General features: G+C 46.9%; 23 protein-coding genes. 12 read left to right on the forward strand and 11 right to left on the reverse strand.

Annotation, left to right across the window (positions count from 1 at the left end):
• Window positions 1–315: 315 nt before the first annotated feature.
• Complete coding sequence (locus IEV98_RS03230) at window positions 316–1,122, reverse strand: phosphatidylinositol-specific phospholipase C/glycerophosphodiester phosphodiesterase family protein (protein WP_188504480.1); 807 nt, start codon at window positions 1,120–1,122, stop codon at window positions 316–318.
• 776 nt (window positions 1,123–1,898) lie between these two features.
• On the opposite strand from IEV98_RS03230, the gene IEV98_RS03235 reads away from it, so the two are divergent.
• The gene (locus IEV98_RS03235; RefSeq protein WP_188504481.1) at window positions 1,899–2,930 is read left to right on the forward strand and encodes a LacI family DNA-binding transcriptional regulator; all 1,032 of its coding nucleotides are present in this window, start codon (window positions 1,899–1,901) and stop codon (window positions 2,928–2,930) included.
• A 1-nt stretch (window position 2,931) separates the two neighbouring features.
• On the opposite strand, the gene IEV98_RS03240 is transcribed toward IEV98_RS03235, so the two are convergent.
• The 3 genes from IEV98_RS03240 to IEV98_RS03250 are packed head-to-tail and all read right to left on the reverse strand — an operon-like array spanning window position 2,932 to window position 5,648.
• Window positions 2,932–3,966, reverse strand: coding sequence for a LacI family DNA-binding transcriptional regulator (locus tag IEV98_RS03240; protein ID WP_188504482.1), 1,035 nt, complete (start codon window positions 3,964–3,966; stop codon window positions 2,932–2,934).
• Between the two features lie 60 nt (window positions 3,967–4,026).
• Window positions 4,027–4,392, reverse strand: a complete 366-nt coding sequence (locus IEV98_RS03245) for a CoA-binding protein (protein WP_188504483.1) — start codon at window positions 4,390–4,392, stop codon at window positions 4,027–4,029.
• A 44-nt stretch (window positions 4,393–4,436) separates the two neighbouring features.
• The gene (locus tag IEV98_RS03250; protein WP_188504484.1) at window positions 4,437–5,648 is read right to left on the reverse strand and encodes a serine hydrolase domain-containing protein; all 1,212 of its coding nucleotides are present in this window, start codon (window positions 5,646–5,648) and stop codon (window positions 4,437–4,439) included.
• A 213-nt stretch (window positions 5,649–5,861) separates the two neighbouring features.
• Here IEV98_RS03250 and hemA point away from each other — a divergent pair, with 213 nt between their 5' ends.
• The 4 genes from hemA to hemL all read left to right on the forward strand — a co-directional run bounded on the left by hemA (window position 5,862) and on the right by hemL (window position 11,406).
• Window positions 5,862–7,103 carry a glutamyl-tRNA reductase gene (gene hemA, locus IEV98_RS03255; RefSeq protein WP_188504485.1) on the forward strand — a complete coding sequence of 414 codons (1,242 nt, stop codon included), beginning with the start codon at window positions 5,862–5,864 and terminating at the stop codon, window positions 7,101–7,103.
• A gap of 282 nt (window positions 7,104–7,385) precedes the next feature.
• On the forward strand, window positions 7,386–8,972 hold the full coding sequence (hemC, locus tag IEV98_RS03260) for a hydroxymethylbilane synthase (RefSeq protein ID WP_188506094.1): 1,587 nt from the start codon (window positions 7,386–7,388) through the stop codon (window positions 8,970–8,972).
• Between the two features lie 44 nt (window positions 8,973–9,016).
• The gene (gene hemB / locus IEV98_RS03265; RefSeq protein WP_188506095.1) at window positions 9,017–9,988 is read left to right on the forward strand and encodes a porphobilinogen synthase; all 972 of its coding nucleotides are present in this window, start codon (window positions 9,017–9,019) and stop codon (window positions 9,986–9,988) included.
• Between the two features lie 47 nt (window positions 9,989–10,035).
• The gene (hemL, locus tag IEV98_RS03270) at window positions 10,036–11,406 is read left to right on the forward strand and encodes a glutamate-1-semialdehyde 2,1-aminomutase (RefSeq protein ID WP_188504486.1); all 1,371 of its coding nucleotides are present in this window, start codon (window positions 10,036–10,038) and stop codon (window positions 11,404–11,406) included.
• On the opposite strand, the gene argC is transcribed toward hemL, so the two are convergent.
• From argC to IEV98_RS03285, 3 genes are read right to left on the reverse strand one after another with little or no spacing between them, the layout of a single operon-like run.
• Window positions 11,403–12,422 (reverse strand): N-acetyl-gamma-glutamyl-phosphate reductase, encoded by a 1,020-nt coding sequence (gene argC, locus IEV98_RS03275; protein WP_188504487.1) that lies wholly within the window; start codon window positions 12,420–12,422, stop codon window positions 11,403–11,405. The two genes, hemL and argC, sit on opposite strands and share 4 nt — an antisense overlap.
• Window positions 12,419–13,609 carry an argininosuccinate synthase gene (gene argG / locus IEV98_RS03280; RefSeq protein ID WP_188504488.1) on the reverse strand — a complete coding sequence of 397 codons (1,191 nt, stop codon included), beginning with the start codon at window positions 13,607–13,609 and terminating at the stop codon, window positions 12,419–12,421. The genes argC and argG overlap by 4 nt, the downstream gene beginning before the upstream one ends.
• Window positions 13,610–13,625: 16 nt before the next feature.
• Complete coding sequence (locus IEV98_RS03285; RefSeq protein ID WP_188504489.1) at window positions 13,626–14,336, reverse strand: GNAT family N-acetyltransferase; 711 nt, start codon at window positions 14,334–14,336, stop codon at window positions 13,626–13,628.
• A gap of 461 nt (window positions 14,337–14,797) precedes the next feature.
• Here IEV98_RS03285 and IEV98_RS03290 point away from each other — a divergent pair, with 461 nt between their 5' ends.
• A complete protein-coding gene (locus IEV98_RS03290; protein WP_188504490.1) occupies window positions 14,798–15,031 on the forward strand; it encodes a hypothetical protein in 234 nt (77 codons plus the stop codon).
• On the opposite strand, the gene IEV98_RS03295 is transcribed toward IEV98_RS03290, so the two are convergent.
• On the reverse strand, window positions 15,021–17,174 hold the full coding sequence (locus tag IEV98_RS03295; protein WP_188504491.1) for a S9 family peptidase: 2,154 nt from the start codon (window positions 17,172–17,174) through the stop codon (window positions 15,021–15,023). The two genes, IEV98_RS03290 and IEV98_RS03295, sit on opposite strands and share 11 nt — an antisense overlap.
• A gap of 154 nt (window positions 17,175–17,328) precedes the next feature.
• Between IEV98_RS03295 and IEV98_RS03300 the strand changes: the two genes are divergently transcribed.
• From IEV98_RS03300 to IEV98_RS03320, 5 genes are all read left to right on the forward strand, one after another.
• Entirely contained in the window at window positions 17,329–18,960 is a 1,632-nt protein-coding gene (locus tag IEV98_RS03300) for a S8 family peptidase (protein ID WP_188504492.1), read from the forward strand.
• Between the two features lie 81 nt (window positions 18,961–19,041).
• Window positions 19,042–19,245, forward strand: coding sequence for a hypothetical protein (locus IEV98_RS03305; RefSeq protein ID WP_229738542.1), 204 nt, complete (start codon window positions 19,042–19,044; stop codon window positions 19,243–19,245).
• A gap of 10 nt (window positions 19,246–19,255) precedes the next feature.
• On the forward strand, window positions 19,256–19,906 hold the full coding sequence (gene nth, locus IEV98_RS03310; protein WP_188504494.1) for an endonuclease III: 651 nt from the start codon (window positions 19,256–19,258) through the stop codon (window positions 19,904–19,906).
• A gap of 118 nt (window positions 19,907–20,024) precedes the next feature.
• Entirely contained in the window at window positions 20,025–21,032 is a 1,008-nt protein-coding gene (gene recA, locus IEV98_RS03315) for a recombinase RecA (RefSeq protein WP_188504495.1), read from the forward strand.
• A gap of 99 nt (window positions 21,033–21,131) precedes the next feature.
• A complete protein-coding gene (locus IEV98_RS03320; protein WP_188504496.1) occupies window positions 21,132–22,673 on the forward strand; it encodes a sulfatase family protein in 1,542 nt (513 codons plus the stop codon).
• A gap of 367 nt (window positions 22,674–23,040) precedes the next feature.
• Here IEV98_RS03320 and IEV98_RS03325 read toward each other — a convergent pair whose 3' ends face one another.
• The 3 genes from IEV98_RS03325 to IEV98_RS03335 form a co-directional block, all read right to left on the reverse strand.
• Window positions 23,041–23,646, reverse strand: coding sequence for a hypothetical protein (locus tag IEV98_RS03325; protein ID WP_188504497.1), 606 nt, complete (start codon window positions 23,644–23,646; stop codon window positions 23,041–23,043).
• A gap of 144 nt (window positions 23,647–23,790) precedes the next feature.
• The gene (locus IEV98_RS03330; RefSeq protein WP_188504498.1) at window positions 23,791–24,375 is read right to left on the reverse strand and encodes a hypothetical protein; all 585 of its coding nucleotides are present in this window, start codon (window positions 24,373–24,375) and stop codon (window positions 23,791–23,793) included.
• A 160-nt stretch (window positions 24,376–24,535) separates the two neighbouring features.
• The gene (locus IEV98_RS03335) at window positions 24,536–25,228 is read right to left on the reverse strand and encodes a GNAT family N-acetyltransferase (protein WP_188504499.1); all 693 of its coding nucleotides are present in this window, start codon (window positions 25,226–25,228) and stop codon (window positions 24,536–24,538) included.
• 94 nt (window positions 25,229–25,322) lie between these two features.
• On the opposite strand from IEV98_RS03335, the gene IEV98_RS03340 reads away from it, so the two are divergent.
• Entirely contained in the window at window positions 25,323–25,736 is a 414-nt protein-coding gene (locus tag IEV98_RS03340) for a hypothetical protein (protein WP_188504500.1), read from the forward strand.
• Window positions 25,737–25,884: the final 148 nt, after the last annotated feature.

A 25,884-nucleotide genomic window follows, 5' to 3' on the forward strand; every position in this document is an offset into this window, starting at 1 on the left:
AGTCTAAGTGCATTCCCAAAATCAGACCGGTGCGGCACTTTGCCGCACCTATCTTTTTTTCCGGTATTCGTGCTATCGCCCTCCTTTTTTAATCGTTACGTCATCGAATAAATTCAGCAAATTTCTGGTAATAATCGCATTGCGGTTGGTACTTGTGGTTAACTCCATGTTATCTTTGTTTTAATGGTCCATCATTGCCACGGTTCCCCGACTTCTGGGGTTGGTCTTCATACCCGCTAGTGGTTAGTATATTTATAATTGCAACAACAAACTAATCAGTTTTTCACCAATAAATCAAGCCGTTGAGCAGCTATCTCAACGCAAAGGTTTGCGTTCTTTGAAGAACTCGGTACAACATTCAATCTGGTCGGTATTGATGATATCTACACCCATTTCATAAAGTGTATTCCACGCCGTAGGCCCGTCGGGCGTGCCCCAAAACCGAAATTTCTTGCCCATTCCATGTGCCTGATCGATAGCTTCCGTAACCCGTTCGAAATCCTTGTCGGTCAACGAATCCTTCCCATTCCATGTTGCATAGCCGGAAAACGACGCACTGACGAATGCCACACGTTCCAACTGGTCTTCGGTGTAGTCAACACCAAGTCGTCCGTCAAACTGGATGTAGCCTGGAAAGTCAGCAAACGCTTTTGGTTCTGGCATCGCTCCGGAAATCACCACAGTTACTGCATGGGGGTTTACGGTCTCGTCAAATACAGCGGAGTGATTGGCAATGAGATTAATCACCTGCTGCAACGTGTTAGCGGCCGGTGTTTTCAGATCGATTAGGAGCACGAATCGATTGTCCGAAGCCACCCAAGCCCTGCCGCCGTTCGACGCAAACGTGTCCACGATAGGCTTGATGTACAACGCCTCCAGTGTCCGATGAGGTTGCAGTTCCTCCCGGTCGTGCCCCACCAATAGTAGCCCGTCGACGGCAAATACGTCCGCTTCAATCGTATAAGCCCGTTGCGCATAAGCCTGATAAAAAGGCATTCGCTGGTGATAGTCGTTATGCGCATGGATTAACACACGGCCTTCCTGAGCTGCTACCCAGTGTATTGATCCGCAGTAAACACCAATCAATAACGCATATAATTTGAAACTGAAAATGCTACTCATATCAACTATTCCAGACTAATGCATGGTTTTATTTCCAACGCAAGTATACCACTACCACTCAAACTTGCCATTAATTCGGTGTTACTTTTCTAGTGTAGATTAAAACCAGATCAGCAAAATCCGCTAAAACCAGCGTGGTAAGCATGTATGTATAATTTATAATTGTATAGCAAACTAATCGCTTTTTAGCCAATAAATCAAGGGGTTCCAGCGGCACCCAAGCGCAAAGGTTTGCGTAAGGTGCGACAGAGCAACCACATTTAAAAATAACCTAAGATTTGCTCCCTAAAGGCATCGTTGAGCAAAGTGCTGATCATCTTTCCGTTCTTGGTCGCCATGTGGATGGTATCTCGGTATATATCCGGTATAACTTTAATAGCTATCCAGTAGTTGTCCAGTAGCTATCCAGTATGACTCCAGTATATATTCAGCTTTTAGATATTATATAGCTACTGGATATCCGTTGAGCGATAACTTAAAATTACCCGTATTTTAGGGGACTATCCCCTAAGCGTGATTACTGCCTCATTATTCATTGTTACGTGACAACAGGAAACCAAGCCCCGTAAGGCTCGGTGAATTGGAAACCTCCAAATATAACGGCATGAGGCCGGCCCGCGAAGGCTATCTGCGGCCAACAACCAAATCAACTATCAGTAAATCAGTGAGTTTTAAATACAGTTATCCTAAAGGCACAACACTCATTTGGTTATCCGGCATATGTTAACGAACTTAGGGACATCATAACGATACGACTACCAATTTAATAATCCCTAATGCAGAAAAATCGTCAAACGACTATTATTGACATCGCAAAACAACTGGGTGTATCACCATCTACCGTGTCCCGCGCACTTCACAACCACCCGTCGATCAGCGCGGAGACCAAAAAGAATGTATTGGCGATGGCCGAAAAACACAGTTATCAGCCCAACCTGCTCGCATTAAGCCTGCTTAACAAAAAAACCGGTATCATTGGCATTGTGGTACCTGAGATTACCAGCTACTTCTTTGCTACGGTTATCAGTGGCGTACAGGACATGGTATCGTCGGCCGGTTATAAATTACTGATCTGCCAATCTAACGAGTCGTTTGAAGAAGAAAAAAAGCTATTGCAAGATATGACGCTACTGCGTGTTGACGGGGTATTGATCTCACCAACCTTCCGCACGAAAACCTTCGGCCACTTTGAGCGGCTCCAACGGGCGGGTATACCTATGGTTATTTTCGACCGCGACTGCCCTCACTTCGAGGCAGATAAGGTATTGGTAGACAGTTATGATGGCGCTTACCAAGCGGTGGAATACCTCATTAAGACCGGCTGCCAGCATATTGCCCATATCGCCGGACCGATTGCTTTCCCAACGTTTAAACAACGACTGGACGGCTACCTCAACGCGCATTACGACAATAACATTCCGATCCGATCCGAGCTAATCGTATACAGCAATGGCTTTTCGTCCGACTACGGTGTCGATGCAGCTATGCAGCTTATGGCCAATAACGACCGGGTTGATGCTATATTTGCCGTTAATGATGCAGTAGCCATCGGTGCCATATGCGTCATACGCGAAAAAGGTTACCGCGTCCCGGAAGATATCTCGGTGGTTGGATTTGATGACGAATCGTACGCTCAATACTATTATCCACCCCTTTCTACCGTGTGGCAGCCCGTATACGAACTGGGTATGCTTTCAGCCAAAATCGTGCTCGACCATTTTGCCAGTAAAGAACAACGGGAAAACTACCGTTATGAAGTGCTAAAGCCGGAGTTGGTTATCCGTGAATCATCAATCTCCATCGATTGAACTAGGTGGTCATCCGCCTCACCAAATCAACCGGGCAGACCAACGGTTCACCAATGGCATGAAAAACCGTAGGATGAGCCTGTAATGCATGAATTAACGTGTCGGCCACTTTATCGGCCATTTCACTCGGATATTGCTCAATGGACGTGATGGCCGGTGTGACGATGGCTGTTCTTGGATCGTTGGAGTAACCGATAATTTTCAAATCGTCCGGAATCCGGATGCCGCGTTCGCGTGCGAATTCGACGGCAGCGATAGCCGTGGTGTCGTTGGCTGCAAATATTCCATCGGGTAGCTGCTCGCCTTCAAACAACCTGCGCAAACTATTCCACGCGTTTTCCACCGTCAACTCATGGTGATAAACCCAGTCTTCACGCATTGACATGCCCTGTTTAGCCAATGCATCCAAGAATCCGCGGGTGCGCTCTTGGTAAATACTACTTGACATCGGCCCGCTGATGTAAGCCATGTGCACACAACCCGCCTGCATCAAATGGTTACCGGCCAATAGCCCACCGCGATAGTCATCTCCCTTGATGATGTATGCAGGCGCACCCAATACCGGCACACGGTCATAGAATACCAAAGGTATCCCCTGTTGTAGAAACCCTTCAAAATGCGTAATATCTTTCGTATATAAGGTAAGCGAAACGACCAATGCGTCTACCCGTGCGGAATACAGTGTATTAGCCAACTCCTTTTCTAGATCTACGGAATCATTAGACTGACAAATCATCAGGTTATAACCCGCTGCCTGTAACTGCCGCTGAAGCGATGTGATAAAGAATGAATGGAAATACATGGATATGCGTGGCACAATCAGCCCGATTATATTTGACCGGCGGTTCCGAAGGGAAGAGGCCATGCTATTGTGGCGATAACCCATTTCTTTGGCGGTCTCCTTAACCCGCTTACGGGTGGCTTCACTGATCCGCGGGTTGTTATTGAGCGCTCTGGAAACTGTTGCCGGGGATATGCCCAGTACCCTCGCAATATCCACAATACTGTTCTCAGACTTTGACTTCTTCGTTGTCATCTTACAAAATGCCGCAAGCTCAAAGCAACATTATTTTGTTGGAAAAAGCAAATCACTCCGTCAATACTGCCCCGTGCTCAGCAGCACTAATGTACAGGCAGCCAACGTTTCAATACCATGCTGGTGGGCTAGCATTTCCAGTTCAGGGTTTTCCGTGCCGGGGTTAAAGACCAGACGTTTCGGATTGGTTTTAATGATGTAGTCATAATATTGCGGTTGCCGTTGCGGACCAATATACAGCGTAATGGTATGAATACCAGGCAGTATACTTCCGGCTTGTTGGATCGGTGCTCCCGCTACTTCCCCGTGCTTAATACCGACATTTACAATTTCATGCCCCGCAGCCAACAAACGGTGGGCAGCTAGGTAGGCGTAGCGTGCGGGATTCGGTGTAGCCCCAAGTACAAGTGTTCGTTTATTCTCCATGCTCTCAAACAACCACTAAATAAGAAAAAAGTTTCACATCCTAGCTATTCGGCCATGAACTCTCCGGAAGCGGAATACGCTGCCTGTCGGATGACAGGCATTTCGAGTATTTGATAAAGCTCATCGAGATGGAGCAAGCTGCCATTTGCCAGATTGGCTAGTAATACGATTGTAATATCTTGCTCCAAATCACGCACGTAAATATTCCGGAATCCATGCCACCAGCCGGTATGATATACGACCTTATGGTTTCCGGGATCAAAAGTGCGCCAGCCATATCCGTAATTGAAAAGCTCCTTGGTCGGCTTACTATAACCAGCATAAGCCGAATCCAGGGTTTCCGGTTTAAGCAACCGGCCCTCGTCCAATGCACGGTCAAACAAAAACAAATCCTGCACGGTGCTGTAGATGCCTTTGTCGCCCACCGGTCCGTCCTGAAAATTCTGTACCACTGACCGCCGCCATATCCGGTCATGCCCGATGACACCCGTCGGGATTTTTTCGTAAACCGCCGTGGAGTATACGGCGGTGTTTTTCATCCCTGCGGGAGCAAAAATGTGCTCTTGCATATATACAGCAAAATCCTGACCGGTTACCTTTTCGATAATCGCTGCCAAAACCATGTAGTTCGTATTGTTGTAAAAGAACCGTACATCCGGATTAGCGTATTTATCCGGCTTATGCTTCGCCAACAACTCCATCACCTCCGCATTGGACATCCCTTTACGCTTGTCGGGCCATATTTCCTTTTTATCCGTAAAGTAGAGGTAATTGGTTAACCCCGATCGGTGGGTAAGCAGCAGTTTTATCGAGACGCCCGGATATGGAAAATCCGGGAAAAATTCATCCACCGTCTGCTCGAGCTTGATTTTTCCGGCTTCAATCAACATAAGCACACCTGTCGCGGTAAGCGGCTTGGAAACTGATGCCAGCTCAAATTGAGAGTTAATTTTCAAACTGTCTCTCATCAGGTAATCAGCCCAGCCGAACGTATTTTGGTAAATGATCTTACCATGCTTTGCGACCAGCACATTACCGTTGAAGCCCGATCGACTATGCAGCCGCTGCATGAATACGTCGATTCGTTTATCAGCGTTCGCGGTATCATAAACGAGTGCTATACTATCCTTTTCATGTTGTTTTCGTTCGGCTCTGACCCGCTTTTCCGCTGAGGAACCACACGATGCGCCGATGATGGTGATCAATAACGCAAAAAAATAAACACGCTTAAACAACCGCTTTCCGATAACTGTCATATTACGGCGCTAAGGTATTGCAATCGACTTGCAATGGCAAATGTTTTTGACCTTATAGCGGAAGTTCAGCATATTTATTACCAACAAATCTCTATCAGAATCATATCTAATTTATAACCATTCTAAATATCTGTGTTTTACACAGTTCTGACATAGGTCAGCTAAGAGATGTTGTACTTTTGTTACCGGAAATTAAGTGAGCATAGTACAACCTTGAAGAATCTCAAAGTCATAGCATTTACGCACAAATATGTGGATCTTAAGGATTTAGGAAACCTTGTGATTTGCAACGAGGAGTTGGAGAGTAGGCTAATCAATCTCAAAAATAGCTTTGACATTCCCGAAATATTCTATGTAGGTACCTGCAACCGTGTGGAATTTGTCTTCTATGGGGCGCACGAATTGACTCCCGAGTTCATTAAGGATTTCATGCACAGTCTCAATTTCTGTGTTCCTTCTGAGCGGCTGGATTGTTTTTTAGATCAGGTCAATACGTATGAAGACATCGATGCGCTCAACCATCTGCTGCGGATGTCCTGCTCGTTGGAAAGCTTGGTAGTGGGCGAAAAAGAAATCCTAGCCCAAGTGCGTAGAGCTTATGAGCGCTGCCGTAAATGTGGATTCACCGGTGATTTCCTACGAATGGTTATGGATCGCCTTGTCAAAACGGCCAAAGAGGTGTACACACATACACGCATTTCCCGCAATCCGGTTTCCGTGGTTTCACTGGCCTATCGCAAATTACGGGAAATCAAATTGCACGATACACCCCGCATTCTGATCATCGGTGCAGGGGAAACCAATCAAAACATTGCCAAATATTTACAAAAGCATCGATTTTCCAACTTTGTGGTATTCAATCGCACGCTGGAAAACGCTCGAACATTGAGCGCTGACCTCAAAGCCAATGCTTATCCATTGAGCGAGTTACCGCATTATAAAGGTGGCTTTGATATCATGATTACTTGTACAGGTTCGCCAGAGGCGATTGTCGATACAGCACTGTACGAATCACTCCTTAACGGTGACACAGACAAGAAGGTAATTGTGGATCTGGCAATACCAAATGATGTACATCCGGATGTACTTCAGCATCATCCGGTATATTATATAGAAGTAAGCAGTCTACAGGCGATTGCTTCTAAAAATATACAAGAGCGCTATGACGAACTGGCTCATGCCGAACAAATTATCGCTGACAACATCCGTGATTTCCTTCCTCTCCTTAAACAACGGCGCGTGGAATTGGCCATGCGTGAGGTGCCTGAAAAGGTAAAAGAAATACGGTCATTTGCGCTCAACGAGGTATTTGCCACCGAGGTAGGAGCGCTGGATGCCAATTCGAGGGAGGTGTTGGAAAAGGTGATTGACTATATGGAAAAAAAGTACATTAAAGTACCCATGGTAATGGCTAAGGATATTTTGGTTAAGACCAACCATTACGATATCAATTAACGTTTCGTCGCCCGCCGTTAGGCATAGTCTTTTTAACATATCCGCTCGGATAATGCTTTTATTCGCAAGATTTCCGTTAATAGTTAAACAGTGCTCAACGGTAGTGGAGAAACCGACAAACAGCGGAGCCTTCATTCGTGCCGATATGGGAAAGTCTGGAATGAATAATTGCTTTTATATGCAAAAACAAGTTATATTGCACATATAAAGTGAATTTATCTAAGTTTGTGTATGCTAACAGAGGAACCTTTGACTAAAACAGTTGCCCCCAGCACGAAAAAGGTGGATCGGATACTCATCATAGGCACCCGTGGGAGCAAACTGGCCTTATGGCAGGCCAACTACATTAAAACCAAATTGGCTGACATCGGCGTAAACGCCGAATTGAAGGTCATCAAGACTCAAGGGGATATCGTGCAGCACTTGCGGTTGGACAAGTTGGAAGGGAAAGGGTTTTTTACCAAGGAACTGGAAGAAGAGCTTTTAAGCGGCGGCATCGACCTCGCTGTGCATTCGCACAAAGATCTTCCCACCGTACACCCTCCCGGGCTGACCATTGCGGCAGTGAGTGCCCGTGAAGACCCATCGGAACTGCTCATCATCCATAAAGACTGTGTAGACCTCAAAAAGCGGCTTGCACTCAAACACAACGCGATTGTGGGCACTTCGTCCAATCGTCGAAAAGCACAGTTGCTTGCCCTGCGGCCAGACCTGGAGTTTGATGACCTACGTGGCAATGTGATAACACGTATTGAAAAGCTCCGTGATGAAAATTTCGACGCAATCATGTTGGCTAAGGCCGGAATAACCCGCGTCGGCGTGGATTTGAGTGACTTCCATATTGAAGAGCTTCCGCCTGTCGAAATTATTCCCGCCCCGGCACAAGGCGTGTTGGCCGTGCAGATCCGTGAAAATGACCAGCAGCTCCATGAATTGCTTCAGGCGATCAATGACGTCGACGTAATGGACACCATCGCTGTGGAACGCAAAGTCTTGAATCTTTTTGATGCAGGCTGCCATGCCCCTTTGGGTTGCTATTGCCGCAAACAGGAAGGCCTCTACGAAGTGTGGACCTCTAAATCCGACAGTGATGAAGAGTTTCCCGATCGTCTTTATCTTTCTGCAACCGATACCGAGGGACTGGCCGAACGAATAGCAAGCAAGTACGACAAAAACAGGAAACTGCCATCCCATATATTCATTACGCGCGACTTATCGGAGGCCAGCTATTTTCATCGGGCAATGGCCAAACACGGCATCGCCGTCGAAGGACGGTCGTTGATCCGGATATTTCCCATGATCAATAAGCTAGATCCGTATATCCTTAAATATGTCGACTGGATTTTCTTTGGCAGTAAAAATGGCATTGAGAACTTCTTCAAACTCCAACCTAGGCTTAGCAAACGGACAAAATTCGCAGTTATCGGTCGGGGTTCCGAGGAAATGTTAAGGCAATTTGGATATGCTCCCGATTTTACAGGGGAGCGACTCGGAATCAACATGGAGGAAATTGCACAGGAATTCGGTAAAATTGCTTCGGGAACAACTGTCTTGATACCAAGAGCGAAAGACTCATTGGAAACCATACAGCAATCATTGACGGCGGATACCAAAGTTATTAACCTGCCAATTTATCAGACACGTATCGATACCGATGTATCCAAATCAAACGCCGACGTACTTATCTTCACCAGCCCTTCTAACGTAGAAGCGTATTTTGTGGACAACCTTGTCGACCCTGGCCAAAAGATCATCTGTATCGGGCGCTCCACCGGTAAGAAAATTGAAGAGCTGGGCCTTACTTATACCCTTCCCTATTCTCCGGATGAGATTGGGTTGGCTGAAGCTGTTTTCGGATTGGATTATTAGTCGGTTTGAAGTGGTATCGATTTGATAATTTTGATGATTTGAAGATGTTAATAAGACCAAGAAGGAACCGCAAGTCTGCGGTGATAAGGGATATGGTGCAGGAAACCCAAATTAGGGCTTCCAACTTAATCTTCCCATTGTTTATTGTCGAGGGGGATAATGTCAGATCTGAAGTTGGTTCGATGCCGGGAATTTACCGGTACTCGATAGATAACCTGCTCCGAGAAGTGGAAAGCTGCATGGAATTGGGGCTTCGTGCGTTTGATCTATTCCCCAATATCGATGAGACGCTCAAAGACAAATACGCTACAGCGAGCACAAAAGAAGGAGGATTATACCTTCGCGCCATCGCCGCGGTCAAAGCTCGTTTTCCCGAGGCGTGTGTCATCACCGATGTTGCCATGGACCCCTACAGTAGTGACGGCCATGACGGCATTGTGGAAAACGGCGAGATCCTCAATGACGAAACGCTTGTCATTTTGGGCAGGATGGCAGTGGCTCACGCTCAAGCCGGGGCAGATATCGTTGCCCCTTCCGATATGATGGACGGGCGCATCGGCTATATCCGCAATGTATTGGACGAAAACGGATTCACTAACGTGTCGCTCATGTCCTATACCGCTAAGTACGCAAGTGCATTCTACGGCCCATTTCGCGACGCACTCAATTCGGCACCGAAACACGGTGATAAAAAGACCTATCAAATGAATCCGGCAAACCAGCGGGAGGCCCTGATTGAAGCCGAATTGGATAGCCGGGAAGGGGCGGACTTCCTGATGGTGAAACCTGCGTTGGCCTATTTAGATATCATCAAATCACTGAATGATGATTTTGACCTCCCAATAGCCGCATACAACGTCAGCGGCGAGTACGCCATGATAAAAGCGTCCGCACAAAACGGCTGGATCGACGAGCAACGCGCTACGATGGAAGTGCTTACAGGCATCCGACGAGCGGGCGCCACCGCCATCCTCACCTACCATGCTAAAGAAGTGTTAGCAAATAAATGGCTATAGAATAGCTAAACGACAGGTATTAGAACAAAGATTTAGATTGACGAAGCATGTTAGATGCAATAAAAAAAGCCTTTACCAGCAATGAAGAACATCAACCATCCGGCAAAAAAGGAGACATCTCCCGAGAAAAATCAGCCGAGTTGTATGCAAAGGCTCAACAGTACTTTCCCGGAGGCGTCAACTCCCCGGTTCGGGCATTTAAATCCGTTTACGGTACTCCCCTGTTTATCGAACGTGGCGACGGTTGCTTTCTGTGGGATGCTGACGGCAACAAATTTATCGATTTCTGTTGCTCGTGGGGTCCGTTGATATTGGGTCACAACCATCCCAAAATACGTGAGAAAGTATCCAAAGCCCTTGAAAAGGGTTTAAGTTTTGGAGCGCCCACGGCACTGGAAAATGAACTCGCGGAGCTCATTCTCAAAAACAACAAATGCATTGAAAAAATCCGGTTCGTCAGCTCTGGCACCGAGGCCGTAATGTCGGCCATCCGGCTTGCCAGGGGATATACTGGTCGTGATAAAATCATCAAATTCGAGGGTTGCTATCATGGCCACTCTGATTCCTTGCTGGTAAAGGCCGGATCCGGGCTTGTCACCTTCGGTGAGACATCTTCTGCAGGTGTCCCGCAGTCGTTTGCCGATGAGACCATTGTCATTCCGCTGGATGATACCAAAGCCGTAGAAACTGCCTTTGCACAATTTGATGGGCAGATCGCCGCCATCATCATCGAGGGTGTACCGGCAAATAACGGATTGCTGATCCAAGAGCCAGCATACATCCAATTCCTACGGGACATTACCCGTAAACACCGTGCATTATTGATATTCGATGAGGTAATCACTGGCTTTCGCCTCGGATTTGAAGGGGCTGCTGCCTATTACGGAATCCAGCCCGATATCATTACCTATGGCAAAATCATCGGTGGGGGCATGCCCGTAGGCGCATATGGGGCGTCGTCAGAGCTGATGGGCCATATCTCGCCCGACGGCGGTGTATACCAAGCCGGCACCCTTTCGGGTAATCCCGTGGCAATGGCGGCGGGCATTGCCCAGCTCAGCGAGCTGAAAAGTAGCAGTTTCTATAAAAGCCTTCATACCAAGAGCAACGAATTTGTTGAAGCAATCCGACGATATACTGCGGCCAAAAATTACAAGCTCAAACTTTTCAGTGTTGGCTCTATTTTTTGGTTCGCATTTACGGATAAGGAGCAAATAAGGGCCGCAAGCGATATCGATCACCATAGCATGGAATACTACAAGGCATTCCACCGCGAACTGCTTAATCGTGGTATATATTTCGGACCCTCGGGCTATGAGGTAGGTTTTGTATCAGCCGCTCACACCAAGGTAGAACTTGAAAAAGCCAAGCGTGCTATTTTTGAGAGCTTAGATGAGGTGTTTAGGCACAAAAGTTAGAACCCTACACTTTTCAACGTCAGTCCTGCCTTTTCTTCCAATCCAAACAGCAGGTTCATATTCTGTATAGCCTGTCCACTAGCGCCCTTGAGCAGGTTATCAACGATACTAACGACGAATAGCTTATTACCATGCTTTTCCAAATGGATCAGACACTTATTGGTATTTACGACTTGCTTCAAATCAATATTCGGCTTGCTGATGTGTGTAAAAGGATGTGTAGCATAGTAAGCCTCGTATAACCCGTTGGCTTCGTCTTCGCTCAGGGAACTATCTACGTAGATGGCAGACAGAATCCCCCTCGGGAAATTGCCCCGCTGCGGAATAATGTTGATACGCTCCATGGCGCGTTGTAGCAACGTGCCCTCATCCGCGGGAAGGAAACCCGGCTGCAACTGTTCCAATGACTCGCTGATTTCCTGCAAATGTTGATGCTCAAAGGCCTTATAGACGGAAAGGTTATTGCTCCGCCAACTAAAATGTGAGGTGGCGGAAGGCTTCTGCCCAGCCCCGGTGGAACCTGTGGTGGCGTTGATGTGTATTTCTCCGGCAAGCTGGCGCTTGTTGGCCAACGGCAACAGAGCCAGCTGGATACCCGTGGCAAAACAACCGGGATTGGCAACATATTGCGCAGACCGAATAGCTTCGCGGTTCAATTCGGGCAGGCCGTAAATAAATGATTTTCCTTGGTACTCCCGATTGGCGGCAAGCCTATAATCCTGCGAAAGATCGATGATCTTTACATGCGGATCAATCGCGTTGGCTTCCAAAAATTTCCGCGCGTCGCCGTGGCCCACACAAAGGAACAACACATCGATATCGCCTTGATAAGTTTCTGAAAACCGCAGATCGGTATCGCCCAATAAGTCGGTATGCACTTCAGCCACGCTATTGCCCGCATTACTGGCGCTATGGGCAAACACGATGTCTACATGGGGATGATAGATGAGTATGCGAAGCAGCTCCCCGCCTGTGTACCCCGCAGACCCGATGATCCCTATTTTGATTTTGCTCATTTTCCGCCTCCGTTTACCTTGTGCCAGATCGACACCTGGTTGCCGAATATCTTAGAAAAGCCCTTTACATCATCGCCGCTCCAAGTATTATTCATTTCGCCGTAGCTGCCGAATTTATTGGACATCAAATCGTGCGGCGACTCGACACCGATAACGGTGAACCGATAGGGATTCAATTCTACGACAACCTTACCGCTCACCGTTTGCTGGGCACTTTGCAAAAACGCTTCGATATCGCGCATTACGGGGTCGTGCATCTGCCCCTCGTGCATCCAGTTGCCATAGAAAGCCGCCAGTTGATCTTTCCAGCTCAGCTGCCATTTCGTGAGTGTATGTTTTTCCAGGGTGTGATGCGCCTTGATGATGATTAGCGGTGCAGCCGCCTCGAAGCCCACCCGACCCTTGATACCGATAATGGTATCACCCACGTGGATGTCTCGCCCAATGCCATACGGTTGTGCGATAGCCTGCAATGCCTGGATGACCTGAACCGGGCCCAGTTTCTCGCCATCTAACGCTACCGGCTCTCCCTGTTCGAAATCAATGGTCATCCGACGCGTCTCGGTGGAAGTTGCGGGTGTGGGCCACGCCCCTTCGGGAAGCGTTTCATGGGAAGTCAGTGTTTCTTTTCCACCCACGGATGTACCCCAGATTCCTTTGTTGATCGAGTATTTCGCCTTTTCGGCGTTAAACTCAACACCATGTTTGTGGAGGTATTCGATTTCGGCCTCGCGGCTCAACTTCAAATCCCGGATGGGGGTAATGATTTCCACTTCGGGAATGAGCGTATTGAATATCATGTCAAACCTCACCTGGTCGTTGCCTGCCCCCGTACTGCCATGGGCCACGTACTCTGCACCGATTCTCTTGGCATAGTTGGCAATGGCCGTGGCCTGGCTCACGCGCTCAGCACTCACCGAAAGCGGATAGGTGGCATTTTTAAGCACGTTACCGAAGATAAGGTACTTGATGCTGCTGTCGTAATAGTTTTGGGTTTCATCCACTACAGCGTGTGATTTCACACCAAGGGAATAAGCGCGCTTTTCAATTTGAGCCAGCTCCACCTCCGAAAAGCCACCCGTGTTGACGATCACAGAGTGTACTTCCAAACCTAAATCCTTGGATAGATAAATACAGCAAAACGAGGTGTCCAACCCACCACTGAATGCTAACACGACTTTCTTCATTTGACTTTTATTCTGATTATACTGCTTTTGGGTGCCTGGCTATGAATGCCGTCACCATTTTCTTGGTCGATTTCCACAACTTTGCTTCGATACGCTTTAAGAGCGACGATTTCTTTGTGATCTGTTTCAACCGTTCTTTTGCCTTGGCCTTCATCTCTATCCGTTCACGCAATTCCTTCTCTTTCTCCACGGGATCCCAAAGCATCGCTGTGCACATGCAATTCTTGCGTTGCTTCATGGTTAAGATGTCATAGTTTACGCAACTCTGACAGCCTTTCCAAAACTCTTCATCCTGTGTCAACTCCGAATAGGTAACAGGCTCGTAACCCAAATCCGAATTGATTTTCATCACGGCTAACCCAGTGGTGAGCCCAAAAATCTTCGCCTTCGGATATTTTTCCCTAGAGAGGTCGAAGATACGTTTTTTTATGGCCTTGGCCAAGCCCACTTTCCGAAAATCAGGATTGACCACCAATCCCGAATTGGCCACGAAATCACCGTGGCTCCATGTCTCGATATAGCAAAATCCTGCCCATACACCATCCGATTTGCGTATAGCAATAACTGCTTTGCCCTCACGCATCTTATTTGCAACATATTCCGGGCTGCGGCGCGCAATACCGGTGCCACGGGCTTTGGCCGATTCTGCCATTTCATCGCAGATCTGCTGTGCATAACCGATGTATTGCTCGGTTGCGGGGATGATGTTAAAATCTGAAAGTTCCATTGGAATATACGACCCCAAAAATTGAAAACAAACAACCTTAAGTTGTGTTTGATATACTAAATAACTTTAAAAATAGCTGGTCATGCACGGCTTCGGACTCCTTGCCGTACGTTTTCGGAGAGGGATGCCCCTTATTAAGCCCGGGGCAATATGGGTCGTCGGAGCCGAAGCACCGGCCTTTCGGCTGTTGAAATTTCACAAAAAAAGCCCATCGTGTGGTGCTGAAAGCACGACACTGTAGATACCGCTATTATATTTTTTGTGTTCATCGTGTAAGCTATTGCAGCTCTAATACAATTAAGGTGCCAAATATAGCGAAAAAATTGTTATCACGACCCATTTATTTTATGTTTTTCCTGTTCACTTTTTTGTAAACTGCATTTCCGAGGTGCAACAGCAGGGACGACTAGGAAAAACAAAAAAACAGCGAAACAGCGCTACAAATTTACGACCTTTGTAACATGACAGGGACCAGTTGGTTTTTTATCTTGATTTTTGCCGTTCCGCTCATCGCCTTTCTCATTTGGCTGATGAAGCAAGACCGCCGCAAAGGTATCTGGGGCATTATCATTGTTACGCTCCTTGTAATCGGGGCCGTGTTTGCCTCGGTGCGCGCTAGCAAAAATGCGGTACAGAATTTTGAGGAACGGAAAAAGGAATCACAGGAAAAAAATGTCCCCGGTCCTACTCCGTAATCCCCTCCAATACGCATAAAAACGAATACTCCAAAGCCACATCCTGGAGATAATCAAACCGGCCGGATGCCCCGCCGTGTCCATAGTCCATCTCCGTTTTAAGGAGTAATACGTTATTATCCGTCTTCGTAGCCCGAAGCTTTGCCACCCATTTTGCTGGTTCAAAATACTGGACTTGGCTATCGTGCAGACCCGTGGTAACCAATATGTGGGGATAAGCTTTGGCTTCGATATTCTCATAAGGTGAATAGCTTTTGATATATTCATACGCCTCTTTGTCATTCGGATTACCCCACTCATCGTACTCATTGGTTGTAAGCGGAATGGTTTCATCCAACATGGTATTTACTACATCCACAAAGGGCACCTGCGCAACGATGCCGTGCCACAGCTCGGGCGCCATATTGCTCACCGCCCCCATCAGCAGTCCGCCGGCGCTGCCTCCCTGGGCATATAAATGTGCAGGGGTTGTATACCGCTGGTCTACCAAAAATTGACCACAGGCTATGAAATCTGTAAACGTATTGATTTTGTTCATCATCTTCCCATCGTCATACCACTGCCTGCCCATTTCCTGCCCACCCCTGATATGTGCAATGGCATAAACGAAACCCCGGTCAAGCAAGCTTAGCCGACCAGAACTAAACGATGGATCCATCGTAGCACCGTAAGAACCATAACCATACAGGAGTAATGGCGCATTCCCGTCTTTCTTGAATCCCTTTTTGTACACCAGCGAAATGGGTACCCGGGTGCCGTCTTCGGCAGTTGCATATAAACGTTCGGTGGTGTAATCGGCAACGTTGTACCCGCCCACGACTTCTTGTTGCTTCCGCAGGGTCTTTTCGTGGGTATTCATGTCATAGTCATAAGTAGACGAAGGGGTTGTAAGTGAGGTGTATCCGTAGCGCAATATCGTTGTGTTGTACTCGGGATTGGTCGCAGGATAGGCCGTATAGGCCTCCTCGCCAAAATCGAGGTAATGTTGTGAGCCTTCTCTTAAGTTACGGATAGCCAATTGGATCAGGCCGTTCTTACGTTCGGATATGACTAGAAAATCCTTAAACTCGTCTACGTCTTCCAATAGGACATCCTCGCGGTGAGGAATCACCTCTTTCCAATCCGCTATCCCGGTATGGTCAAATGGGCATTCCATAAGTTTAAAGTTTTTGGCATGCTGGTTAGTCACGATCAAAAACCGATCTTCCAGAGCGGTAACGCTGTATAACACATCCGTCATGCGAGGCTGAAAGACCTTGAAAACACCGGTCGGATCATCGGCATTCAGGTAATGGACTTCTGATGATAAGGTGCCCCCGGAGTAGAGGTAGATGAACTTGCCAGACTTGGCTTTACCAACACCGATATAGTTGGTATTGTCTGATTCATGGTAAACTACTGCATCCACCTTGCTATCCGCGTGCAGGGTATGCCGCATGACCTTTTCGGTAAGTAATGTCGCAGGATTATTCTTGGTATAAAAAAGCGTACGGTTGTCATTGGCCCAAACCGATCCACCAGATGTGCCCGGAATTGCATCCGCTAATATCGTCCCCGTCTCGAGGTCTTTGACATGAATGGTGTACTGCCGTCTGGAAACGGTATCCACGCCATAGGCAAGCAGTTTATTATCCGGGCTTATATTGAATCCTGTGGCGTTGTAGTATGGATAGCCTTCCGCCATCTTATCCACATCAAGGAGCACCTCTTCCGGGGCATCCAAGCTCCCCTTTTTCCGGCAGAATTTGAAATATTGCTGACCTACTTCCGTACGGGTATAGTAATAATATCCGTTTTTGAGGTAGGGTACAGACTCATCCTGTTCTTTAATACGGCCTTTCATTTCAGCGAATAGCTTACTTTGGAGCGACTCCGAACCCTTCATCATGGTGTCCGTATACTTGTTTTCGGCTTCGAGGTAAGCGACTACCATCGCCGAGTCCGGGCCTTTTTTAAAATAGTCATTCAACCAGAAATAATTATCGACCACCGTATCGCCATGTAAGACCCTTACATGTGGCTTTGTCAACGCGATGGGGGCGGCGGCTTTTGGCCATTCGAAAGCGGCTTGGCTCGGCTTTTCCTGCGTGCAGGCGGTAGTGACAGTACTCATCAACAATAGGTAATAAAATTTATGATCCATGGCGAAGCATGCTAGTTATTCCAGCACAAATGAAAGAATTATAATCCTTCCATTAAACCTTTTGTCTCGATATTTATCAAACATTCGGACAAGAAACGCTTACTTCATAGCAATAATAGTATATTTGTCTGCACACTTAAAATTAGATCACTATATGGCGTTCTGGAAATTGCGAAACGCATTCTTCATCATCCTATTTCCCCTACTTTCATTCGGACAAGCAAAAGATACCCCTCCTGCCAATTGGTTTAACCTCGATTATGAGCGGGACGGTGTAATGGGAATCAGCACGGAAAAAGCATATGACCTCTTACTGAAAGGCAAAAAAAGCACCCCTGTAATTGTAGCGGTAATCGATGGTGGTGTAGACGTAAACCACGAGGACCTCAAGGATGTGATCTGGATCAACGAAAAAGATAGCATAGCCACCGGAACGGATGAGGATGGCAATGGCTATATCAATGATAAATATGGATGGAATTTCCTGGGTAACGCCGACGGCGAAAATGTCCATTACGACAACCTCGAAGTGACGCGGTTGGTGCGAAAATTAGAACCGAAGTACGTATCCGTATTGCCTACCACCCCCATGGATGGTGAAGAGCGCAGGGAATTCTCGGAATACCAAAAAATGGTTACCTACTACGCCAGCAAAATGCAGGAAGCCCGGTTCGGACAGGTCAGTTATACCGGGCTGAAGCGCGCAGTGGATACCATGGTAGCCCGGATAGGTAAGGAAAAACCGACACCAGCCGACTTTGATAAGTACAAAGCTGAAGGCGATCTCGAAAAGATGGCCTTGAGAATTGTAAAGAAAGAACTGAAAGATGAACCCGATTTCGGCAAATTCTATAAAGACCTCGAAGATGGCGTGGAGCATTTTAACAACCAGGTCAACTACCACCTCAACAAAGAATACGATTCGCGATCCATTGTTGGCGATGATTATGAAAATAGCCACGAGCGCTATTATGGCAATCCGGATGTAGTAGGCCCCGATGCTGATCACGGTACGCACGTGGCAGGAATAATCGGTGCTACACGCAACAATCATATTGGCATTAAAGGTGTGGCCGACAATGTCCGTATCATGGCGTTGCGCACTGTACCCGATGGCGATGAGCGCGACAAAGATGTAGCCAACTCCATCCGTTACGCGGTGGAGAATGGCGCAAAAGTCATCAACATGAGCTTTGGTAAAGCGTTCGCCAAAGACAAACAAGTGGTGGATGATGCGGTAAGGTTTGCCTTGGAACATGATGTCCTACTTATCCATGCAGCGGGAAATGAAGGTCAGGACAACGATGCACATCCGAATTTCCCCAACCGCAACTATGTGGACAGCCTGGGCATTAATAAAGGTGAGGCCGGCGCATGGATTGAAGTTGGAGCAACCCAGTGGAAAAATGATGGCGAGTTGGTCGCTTCCTTTTCCAACTACGGCCGCCGGTCGGTCGACGTGTTCGCCCCCGGTGTCGCTATTCATTCTACAATGCCCGGATCGACCTACGAAGACCAACAGGGCACCAGTATGGCCTCGCCCGTGGTTGCTGGCCTTGCCGCATTGATACGCTCCTACTATCCACAGCTGCCTGCTTTGGAAGTAAAACGTGTAATCATGCAATCCGTCACAAGGGTAGACCAACGCGTGAAGGTAACAGGACCTGATGGCCGCAATATGCGGGTGTCCATGAATGACATCTGTGTAACCGGGGGAATCGTGAATGCATATAAAGCCTTGCAGCTGGCCGAACAAAAAGCGTCCGAACTGGCCAAGCAGAAGTAAACGTCGGAAAACGTACTGTCAGGTATACTAATCGCCTATTTACGGCGTTATATACGGTATACACAATAGCTGAACATGCTTATGATAGAAACTTATACGCTAAAGAACTCCCCCCGAGGGGCCATTAAGAAATTAGATAAAGAGGGTATTCGACTAGATGTCGATGATCAATTGTTTTACGATTTTCTTAAAAACGAGATGGATGCCCTGCTGCGCCAACCGCGATCGGGAAGCATCACCAAGATCACCTCGTATTCCAAAGCTTGGCGCATGCCGTTGATTTAAAGACTGGGCCATGCTCAAAAAGGAACGCTATCAGGCTTTTGTGGCGTATTTCTCTACGCACAGCCCCGATGCCCAGACTGAACTGAATTACAGCAACCCTTTCGAATTACTCGTTGCGGTTATCCTATCTGCACAATGCACAGACAAGCGGATTAATCAAGTTACGCCACGTTTGTTCAATCGATTTCCTGACGCGGAAAGCCTTGCGGCTAGCACGCCCGATGAAGTGTATACCTATATCCGCAGCGTAAGCTATCCCAACAATAAAGCCAAACACTTGGTAGGCATGGCCCAAAAGCTGATCAGTGACTTCGGTGGTATTGTTCCCGAGCGCGTGGACGACCTCCAGAAATTACCCGGTGTGGGCCGTAAAACCGCAAATGTAATTGCATCAGTTGTATATCATGCACCCGCCATTGCAGTAGACACACACGTCTTCCGTGTGGCCAACCGTATCGGACTAACTAGCAATGCCAAAACGCCCCTCGCCGTTGAGAAGCAACTGGTGAAATATTTACCTGAAGATACTTTGGCAATTGCCCATCATTGGCTAATTTTACACGGCCGATATACCTGCGTGGCGCGTAGGCCCAAATGTGAGGAGTGCCCGATTACATGGATGTGCAAATATTTCGAGCAAGTCGTGAGTCGTACGTTGTGAGCCGGCTAATCGGAGGAAGGCAAATATGGGCAACCGCAAACTGGCTGGAATAAAAAGCGAAAATAATTAGTAAAATAGAATTAAATAATTTACCTTTGGCCGAATAATTACTAAATGTATGAGCAACCAAGAAAGACTAAAAGCTTTACAGCTTACGTTAGATAAACTAGAGAAGTCCTATGGCAAAGGTACCGTCATGAAATTGGGCGATTCAGCGGTAGAACCTATTGACGCTATTTCCACAGGATCCATCGGATTGGATATCGCCTTGGGGATCGGTGGCGTACCAAAGGGTCGAGTTATCGAAATATACGGTCCCGAATCTTCGGGAAAGACGACATTGGCTACCCATATCATTGCGGAGTCTCAGAAAAAAGGAGGCATTGCAGCGTTTATCGATGCAGAGCATGCATTTGACAAGTATTACGCCAAAAAACTGGGTGTGGACATTGAGAATCTATTGATTTCACAACCCGACAACGGCGAGCAGGCACTTGAAATTGCCGATAACCTCATTCGTTCCGGAGCCATCGATGTGATTGTCATCGATTCAGTGGCAGCTTTGGTGCCAAAAGGCGAAATTGAAGGTGAAATGGGCGACTCGAAGATGGGATTACAGGCGCGGTTGATGTCGCAAGCCTTGCGAAAACTGACCGGCACGATCTCCAAGACCAACTGCTGCTGCATCTTCATCAACCAATTGCGTGAAAAAATCGGCGTCATGTTTGGCAACCCTGAAACGACCACGGGTGGTAACGCCCTCAAATTCTATGCTTCAGTACGTTTGGATATCCGCCGCATGGCACAGATCAAGGATGCCGACGAAGTAGCGGGCAATCGCGTAAAGGTAAAGATTGTAAAAAATAAGGTAGCTCCCCCTTTCCGCGTAGCGGAATTTGATGTGATGTTTGGCGAAGGCATCTCCAAAGCTGGGGAAATCATTGATTTGGGTGTCGATTTCAATATCATCAAGAAATCCGGATCATGGTTCAGTTATGGCGAAACCAAACTTGGCCAGGGACGTGACGCCGTGAAAACGTTGCTGCTTGACAACCCCGACCTGATGGACGAACTGGAAGCAAAAATCAAGGCGGAAGTAACCGCAGAGAAACTGGAGGAGCTGTAAAGGCTCCTTTTTTGTTTGTTGGCACCTTTGTATCGACAGTGCTGGTATTTTCCACATTTTTAGGGACTAAGTTCCGATGATACCACAAATTATAATACCATGAAAAGCGCAATATATTATACCTGTCTATTAATTGGATTTTTTGTTACTATTGCCTGCAGCCAAATCCACGAAGAAAAGAACGCCAGCCACCCCAACATCGTTGTTATTTACCTAGATGACCTCGGCTATGGCGATCTCGGTGCCTATGGAGCTACAGCCATAGAAACGCCCAATATGGACAAACTCGCCTTAGCTGGATTGAAGTTCACCAATGGTTACGCTTCGTCATCCACCTGTACACCCAGCCGTTATGCACTGCTTACCGGTGTATATCCCTGGCGAAATAAAGAAGCCAAAATACTCCCCGGCACCGCTCCCCTGCTAATCGATACCCAGCAGCAGACACTGCCTAATGTATTGAAGCGCGCCGGCTACCATACAGGCGTGGTGGGCAAGTGGCATTTGGGTCTGGGCAGCGGTTATGTCGACTGGAACAAACACATATCACCAGGCCCGAATGAAATCGGTTTCGATTATTCGTTCATCATGGCAGCCACGCAAGATCGGGTACCTACCGTTTACATCGAAAATGGAACGGTGGTCGGTACGGATGCCCATGACCCCATTGAGGTGGATTATAATCAAAACTTTGCGGGCGAACCCACAGGACTTGATAATCCGGAACTCCTGCGTATGCGCTGGCATCATGGCCATAACAACAGTATCGTCAATGGTATCCCGCGTATCGGTTTTATGAAAGGCGGCGAAAAGGCTAAATGGATAGACGAAAACATGGCCGATACGTTCCTTGTCAAAGCCCAAAATTATATTAAAGAGAACAAAAAGCAGCCTTTTTTCCTCTACTATGCATTACACCAGCCACACGTACCTCGCACACCGCATCCGCGTTTCGCAGGATTGTCAGGCATGGGACCTCGGGGTGATGTCATTGTAGAAGCGGATTGGTGTATAGGCCAGCTTATGGAGACACTTGCCGATGAAGGATTACTGGAAAACACACTGATTATCTCCTCCAGCGACAATGGCCCGGTCGTTAATGACGGATATTACGACGAGGCTGTGGAATTGTTGGGCGACCATAAACCGTCCGGTACACTGAGAGGAGGCAAATATAGCCTTTACGAAGCAGGTACACGTGTGCCATTTATTGTGCAATGGAAAGGAAAAATCACGCCGGGCATCTCAGACGCTCTCGTTTGCCAAATGGATTTGCTTGCCTCTTTAGCCAGCCTGGTGGGCATCGATGTGGAAAACAGCGATAGTCAGAATATGATTGAGGTGTTATTGGGCAACAGCAAAAAGGGACGCACCAATGTGGTATTGGAAGCCAGCTCGCGAACGGCATTACGGCAAGGAGACTGGGTGATGATACCACCTTATAGCGGTCCTCAGACGAATAAGCAAGTCAACATCGAATTGGGTAATTCGAAAGAATATCAGCTATATAATCTCACAGATGATATCAGTCAACAGCAAAACCTAGCGAAAATACAGCCAGATAAGCTGCATGAGATGATTGAAGCTTACCGCGCCATCCGAGGCCAATCAGTGGTACAAGAACAGTTAAGACTGGAATAGTGTTGTACCTTTTATCAAGGACTGGACACCTTCTCTCCGGAACGATGGAAAACGACTCGATAAAAATGCGACTGAGGAAAATTGACTGATTTAAATAGACGGGGCAAATAACTTACATTCTTTTAACAAAACTTAACAAACGCTAGCTATTTTAGGCATGGAAATTGAATATATCATCATGTAAAATTGTCTTTTCATAATTTAGGTTTATAATTGGTTAGTTAGAAGGCCCTGATTCTCCCCGTTTCAGGGCCTTTCTTTTACCATGTAATCCGTTGCGCCTCGCCCTCACGACAAACTTACCGACAACCTGTCATTTTTTTCGCCCCAACATGTCAGTCGAGAACTGACATCTTGAAATTACTTACTATTTCAGCTCCTTGTCGATGCGTTGTACAAGTGTTTTCGCGGTCTTGGCAAAACCCTCTGCAATCCGGTCATTGTTATTGGGTATCCCTACAAACGCAATGTCTCCAGGTGCCTTATCTGCTTCAATGGCCAATAGTACCTTATCCGGATTGCCGGATTCGACAAACTGCAGTAATGTACTGATTTTGGCATGCTGTTTCATCACACCGCCAAACCAACCCGGGTAAATCCATATTGCTTTGACGATAAGTGTATAGGGGGCACTGCCAGTCTTGGTAAATTCGATATTTGCTTTAGAGTTCTCCGTGGCTATTGAAATAAATTTATCCAAAAACCGGGTATCCCTAAACGATTTCCAGTCATTTACCCAATTGGCTGATTCACCAGGTTCCTTTTCTTCTATTTCCTTGATGCGCTTGTCGATATATTCCTGTTCGGATAGGTTTTCGTTGTAAAACGTGACCTCACTGAAGTCTAATTTTACCATAACGGTCTCCTGACCCTTCAGGAAGTTAAAATCGCCAGACAAAACCTTCATCTTTTGGGCAAAGGCCACCGAAGCGACAATCGCTAAAACAACAACAGTTGTAAATAACTTCTTCATGATGCTTTTTTTATGGTGTATAAATATTGTGACACTAAGGTAAACTTTTTTAGGAATAAAATGGGCTTGGTATGCGCAAAAACAAAGGCAGCCTCTCCTAACAAAGGGGCTGCCTGGCTATATATAGACTCCGAGGAGGTTTGCTTAGCGCGCTGCAATGGTTGTGTCAGCAGTATCGAAACTATTTGCTCGATCAATCGCCTTGGCAAAATGCTGCTCTGCCTGTTTCAACAATGGAAGGGTCTCATCGTTTACTAACTTGGCGTGTTGTTTCTTCGCTTTCTCGAATCTTTTCTTTTCATTATTCAACTCAGCCCTTAACTGACCTTGTAAACGAGCTACCTCTGTTCGTTCACGGGTGTCACGCTGGGCATGCTTCTTCTCGTAAGTGGCCTCTATCTCAGCAATTGCTTTTTTGCTTTCTTTTACACGGATTCCGCGGTCAATATCTTGTTGGTAAACGCCTTTGAAGAATGCCTCATCTCGTTCTAACTCGGCGTGGTTGCCCCGGCTTTCCCTTATGCGCACTTCGGCCATTTGATACTGTTGCCATAATACATCCACATTCCGCTGGTGGAAAGCAATGACCTGCTTGAACGTCGCGACCGTTTTTTGGTCGCTTACGATTTCCTTGTCGGTTTTTACGGAATGGGTGGGCACATACGTGCTTGCGACACTACTTCCTACTGCTGCTGCGCAAATCATGGCGCTTAATACTAACGATTTCATAACTATTCGATTTTTGTTTTCTTTATTCGCTTTTATGGATAAGACGACAAGCTTCAAAAAACGTTGCACACGCAATGGGCGATAATAGACAAACGGGCATCAACAATCGACCAATGGATTGGGGATTAGACGAAACGAGTGTTTTTATAGACGAAAAAGACTACGAGGTAGGCGATATTTTTTGGATGATGTAAATAACGACTTCTTTCCTTTTTTCAAAGCCCAAGTTCCGGTATACAGCTATCGCCCTTGAATTTTCTGACTTGACATGGAGAAAAGGGATTTCTCCTGCTGCTTTGATTCGATGGATCTGCCTAACCAACAACTGGGATGCAAGCCCCCTTCCTAAAAAATCAGGATGGGTACACACCGCACTGATTTCAGCGTACGGCTGGGGGTGCATCCGTTGTCCTGCCATGGCAATCAACCGGTCACCTTCATAAATACCTTCATAATGACCGAACCGGAGCGTATTGTGTTCAAATGGGCCGGGATTGGTTAGTTTTGTCAATTTCAGCATTTCGGGAACATCCGCGCTACCCAACTGTACAACGGATGTAGCTGATGGCAATTTGTGCAGTGGCGCAATATAAACCATTTGCCATACAGCTATTTGCTGTATAATGCTCCAAGGAGCTGGTAGCGTAGTCGCTGTAGGCAACACAATTGCTAACGGACTATCAAAGGGAACAAGCCGAGCCAACTCATCAAACTGCTCAACGGAGTTTTCTTCCAACCCGGCGAAGGGGGACACGTCATTCCAAAAATACCTAACTGGTCCACTTCCGTGGGCTAAAGATCTGTTGCCCGAAGTCAATGCATGCCATGCCGGATTGTTTAAAATATGTGTCATTACCTACGATAGCTGAACGCAAATGTAAGCAGCACTTCGATTGTCGCAAAAGTTTTTTTATATTCGTCTTTATTAAAAATAACGTGTCATACATATGAAGAAAGCGTTCGCGTATTTGATGAGTATCGGTGCGGCCCTGATTATGTTTGCGTGCGAAAAGCAGTCCATCGTGGGGAATGCCGAAGCGGAAAGTTTGCTGTTGGAAAAGTTATACCAAGAGATAGACTCATTGGCCGCTCTACACGCTTGTGAAGACCGTGGGGAATGGCGATTTACCGCTATCGGAGAAAAAGCTTGCGGGGGCCCTGCAGGATATATCGCCTATGCCGCGGAATCGGATACTGCCGCTTTCTTGAATAAGGTTGCAACCTATACCACCTTTCAGAGAACTTACAACAAAAAATGGAATGTCGTATCGGACTGCATGTTTGTGGTAGCTCCAAACCGCGTCGTATGTGAGGACGGCAAACCGAAATTAGTTTGGGATGATCAGCTCATGGGGAAATAATACATATCGTTAATTCCATCAACCCCTAAAACGCAATCCCTAAGCTTCCCATTAATGTATCAGCGTCAGGATGGTACAGGTTACCACAGTATAGTGCGGGTTGCCATCGGAAGGTCATCGGGATATATTTGCGTTATTATAAACCCAG

Source organism: Parapedobacter pyrenivorans (genome assembly GCF_014636865.1).
Taxonomy (GTDB): domain Bacteria; phylum Bacteroidota; class Bacteroidia; order Sphingobacteriales; family Sphingobacteriaceae; genus Parapedobacter; species Parapedobacter pyrenivorans.

Coding starts and splice junctions, on each gene's coding strand:
- IEV98_RS03230 (WP_188504480.1), bottom strand. CDS start 1,122: ATGAGTAGCATTTTCAGTTTCAAATTATATGCGTTATTGATTGGTGTT.
- IEV98_RS03235 (WP_188504481.1), top strand. CDS start 1,899: ATGCAGAAAAATCGTCAAACGACTATTATTGACATCGCAAAACAACTG.
- IEV98_RS03240 (WP_188504482.1), bottom strand. CDS start 3,966: ATGACAACGAAGAAGTCAAAGTCTGAGAACAGTATTGTGGATATTGCG.
- IEV98_RS03245 (WP_188504483.1), bottom strand. CDS start 4,392: ATGGAGAATAAACGAACACTTGTACTTGGGGCTACACCGAATCCCGCA.
- IEV98_RS03250 (WP_188504484.1), bottom strand. CDS start 5,648: ATGACAGTTATCGGAAAGCGGTTGTTTAAGCGTGTTTATTTTTTTGCG.
- hemB (WP_188506095.1), top strand. CDS start 9,017: ATGTTAATAAGACCAAGAAGGAACCGCAAGTCTGCGGTGATAAGGGAT.
- hemL (WP_188504486.1), top strand. CDS start 10,036: ATGTTAGATGCAATAAAAAAAGCCTTTACCAGCAATGAAGAACATCAA.
- argC (WP_188504487.1), bottom strand. CDS start 12,422: ATGAGCAAAATCAAAATAGGGATCATCGGGTCTGCGGGGTACACAGGC.
- argG (WP_188504488.1), bottom strand. CDS start 13,609: ATGAAGAAAGTCGTGTTAGCATTCAGTGGTGGGTTGGACACCTCGTTT.
- IEV98_RS03285 (WP_188504489.1), bottom strand. CDS start 14,336: ATGGAACTTTCAGATTTTAACATCATCCCCGCAACCGAGCAATACATC.
- IEV98_RS03290 (WP_188504490.1), top strand. CDS start 14,798: ATGACAGGGACCAGTTGGTTTTTTATCTTGATTTTTGCCGTTCCGCTC.
- IEV98_RS03295 (WP_188504491.1), bottom strand. CDS start 17,174: ATGGATCATAAATTTTATTACCTATTGTTGATGAGTACTGTCACTACC.
- IEV98_RS03300 (WP_188504492.1), top strand. CDS start 17,329: ATGGCGTTCTGGAAATTGCGAAACGCATTCTTCATCATCCTATTTCCC.
- IEV98_RS03305 (WP_229738542.1), top strand. CDS start 19,042: ATGATAGAAACTTATACGCTAAAGAACTCCCCCCGAGGGGCCATTAAG.
- nth (WP_188504494.1), top strand. CDS start 19,256: ATGCTCAAAAAGGAACGCTATCAGGCTTTTGTGGCGTATTTCTCTACG.
- recA (WP_188504495.1), top strand. CDS start 20,025: ATGAGCAACCAAGAAAGACTAAAAGCTTTACAGCTTACGTTAGATAAA.
- IEV98_RS03320 (WP_188504496.1), top strand. CDS start 21,132: ATGAAAAGCGCAATATATTATACCTGTCTATTAATTGGATTTTTTGTT.
- IEV98_RS03325 (WP_188504497.1), bottom strand. CDS start 23,646: ATGAAGAAGTTATTTACAACTGTTGTTGTTTTAGCGATTGTCGCTTCG.
- IEV98_RS03330 (WP_188504498.1), bottom strand. CDS start 24,375: ATGAAATCGTTAGTATTAAGCGCCATGATTTGCGCAGCAGCAGTAGGA.
- IEV98_RS03335 (WP_188504499.1), bottom strand. CDS start 25,228: ATGACACATATTTTAAACAATCCGGCATGGCATGCATTGACTTCGGGC.
- IEV98_RS03340 (WP_188504500.1), top strand. CDS start 25,323: ATGAAGAAAGCGTTCGCGTATTTGATGAGTATCGGTGCGGCCCTGATT.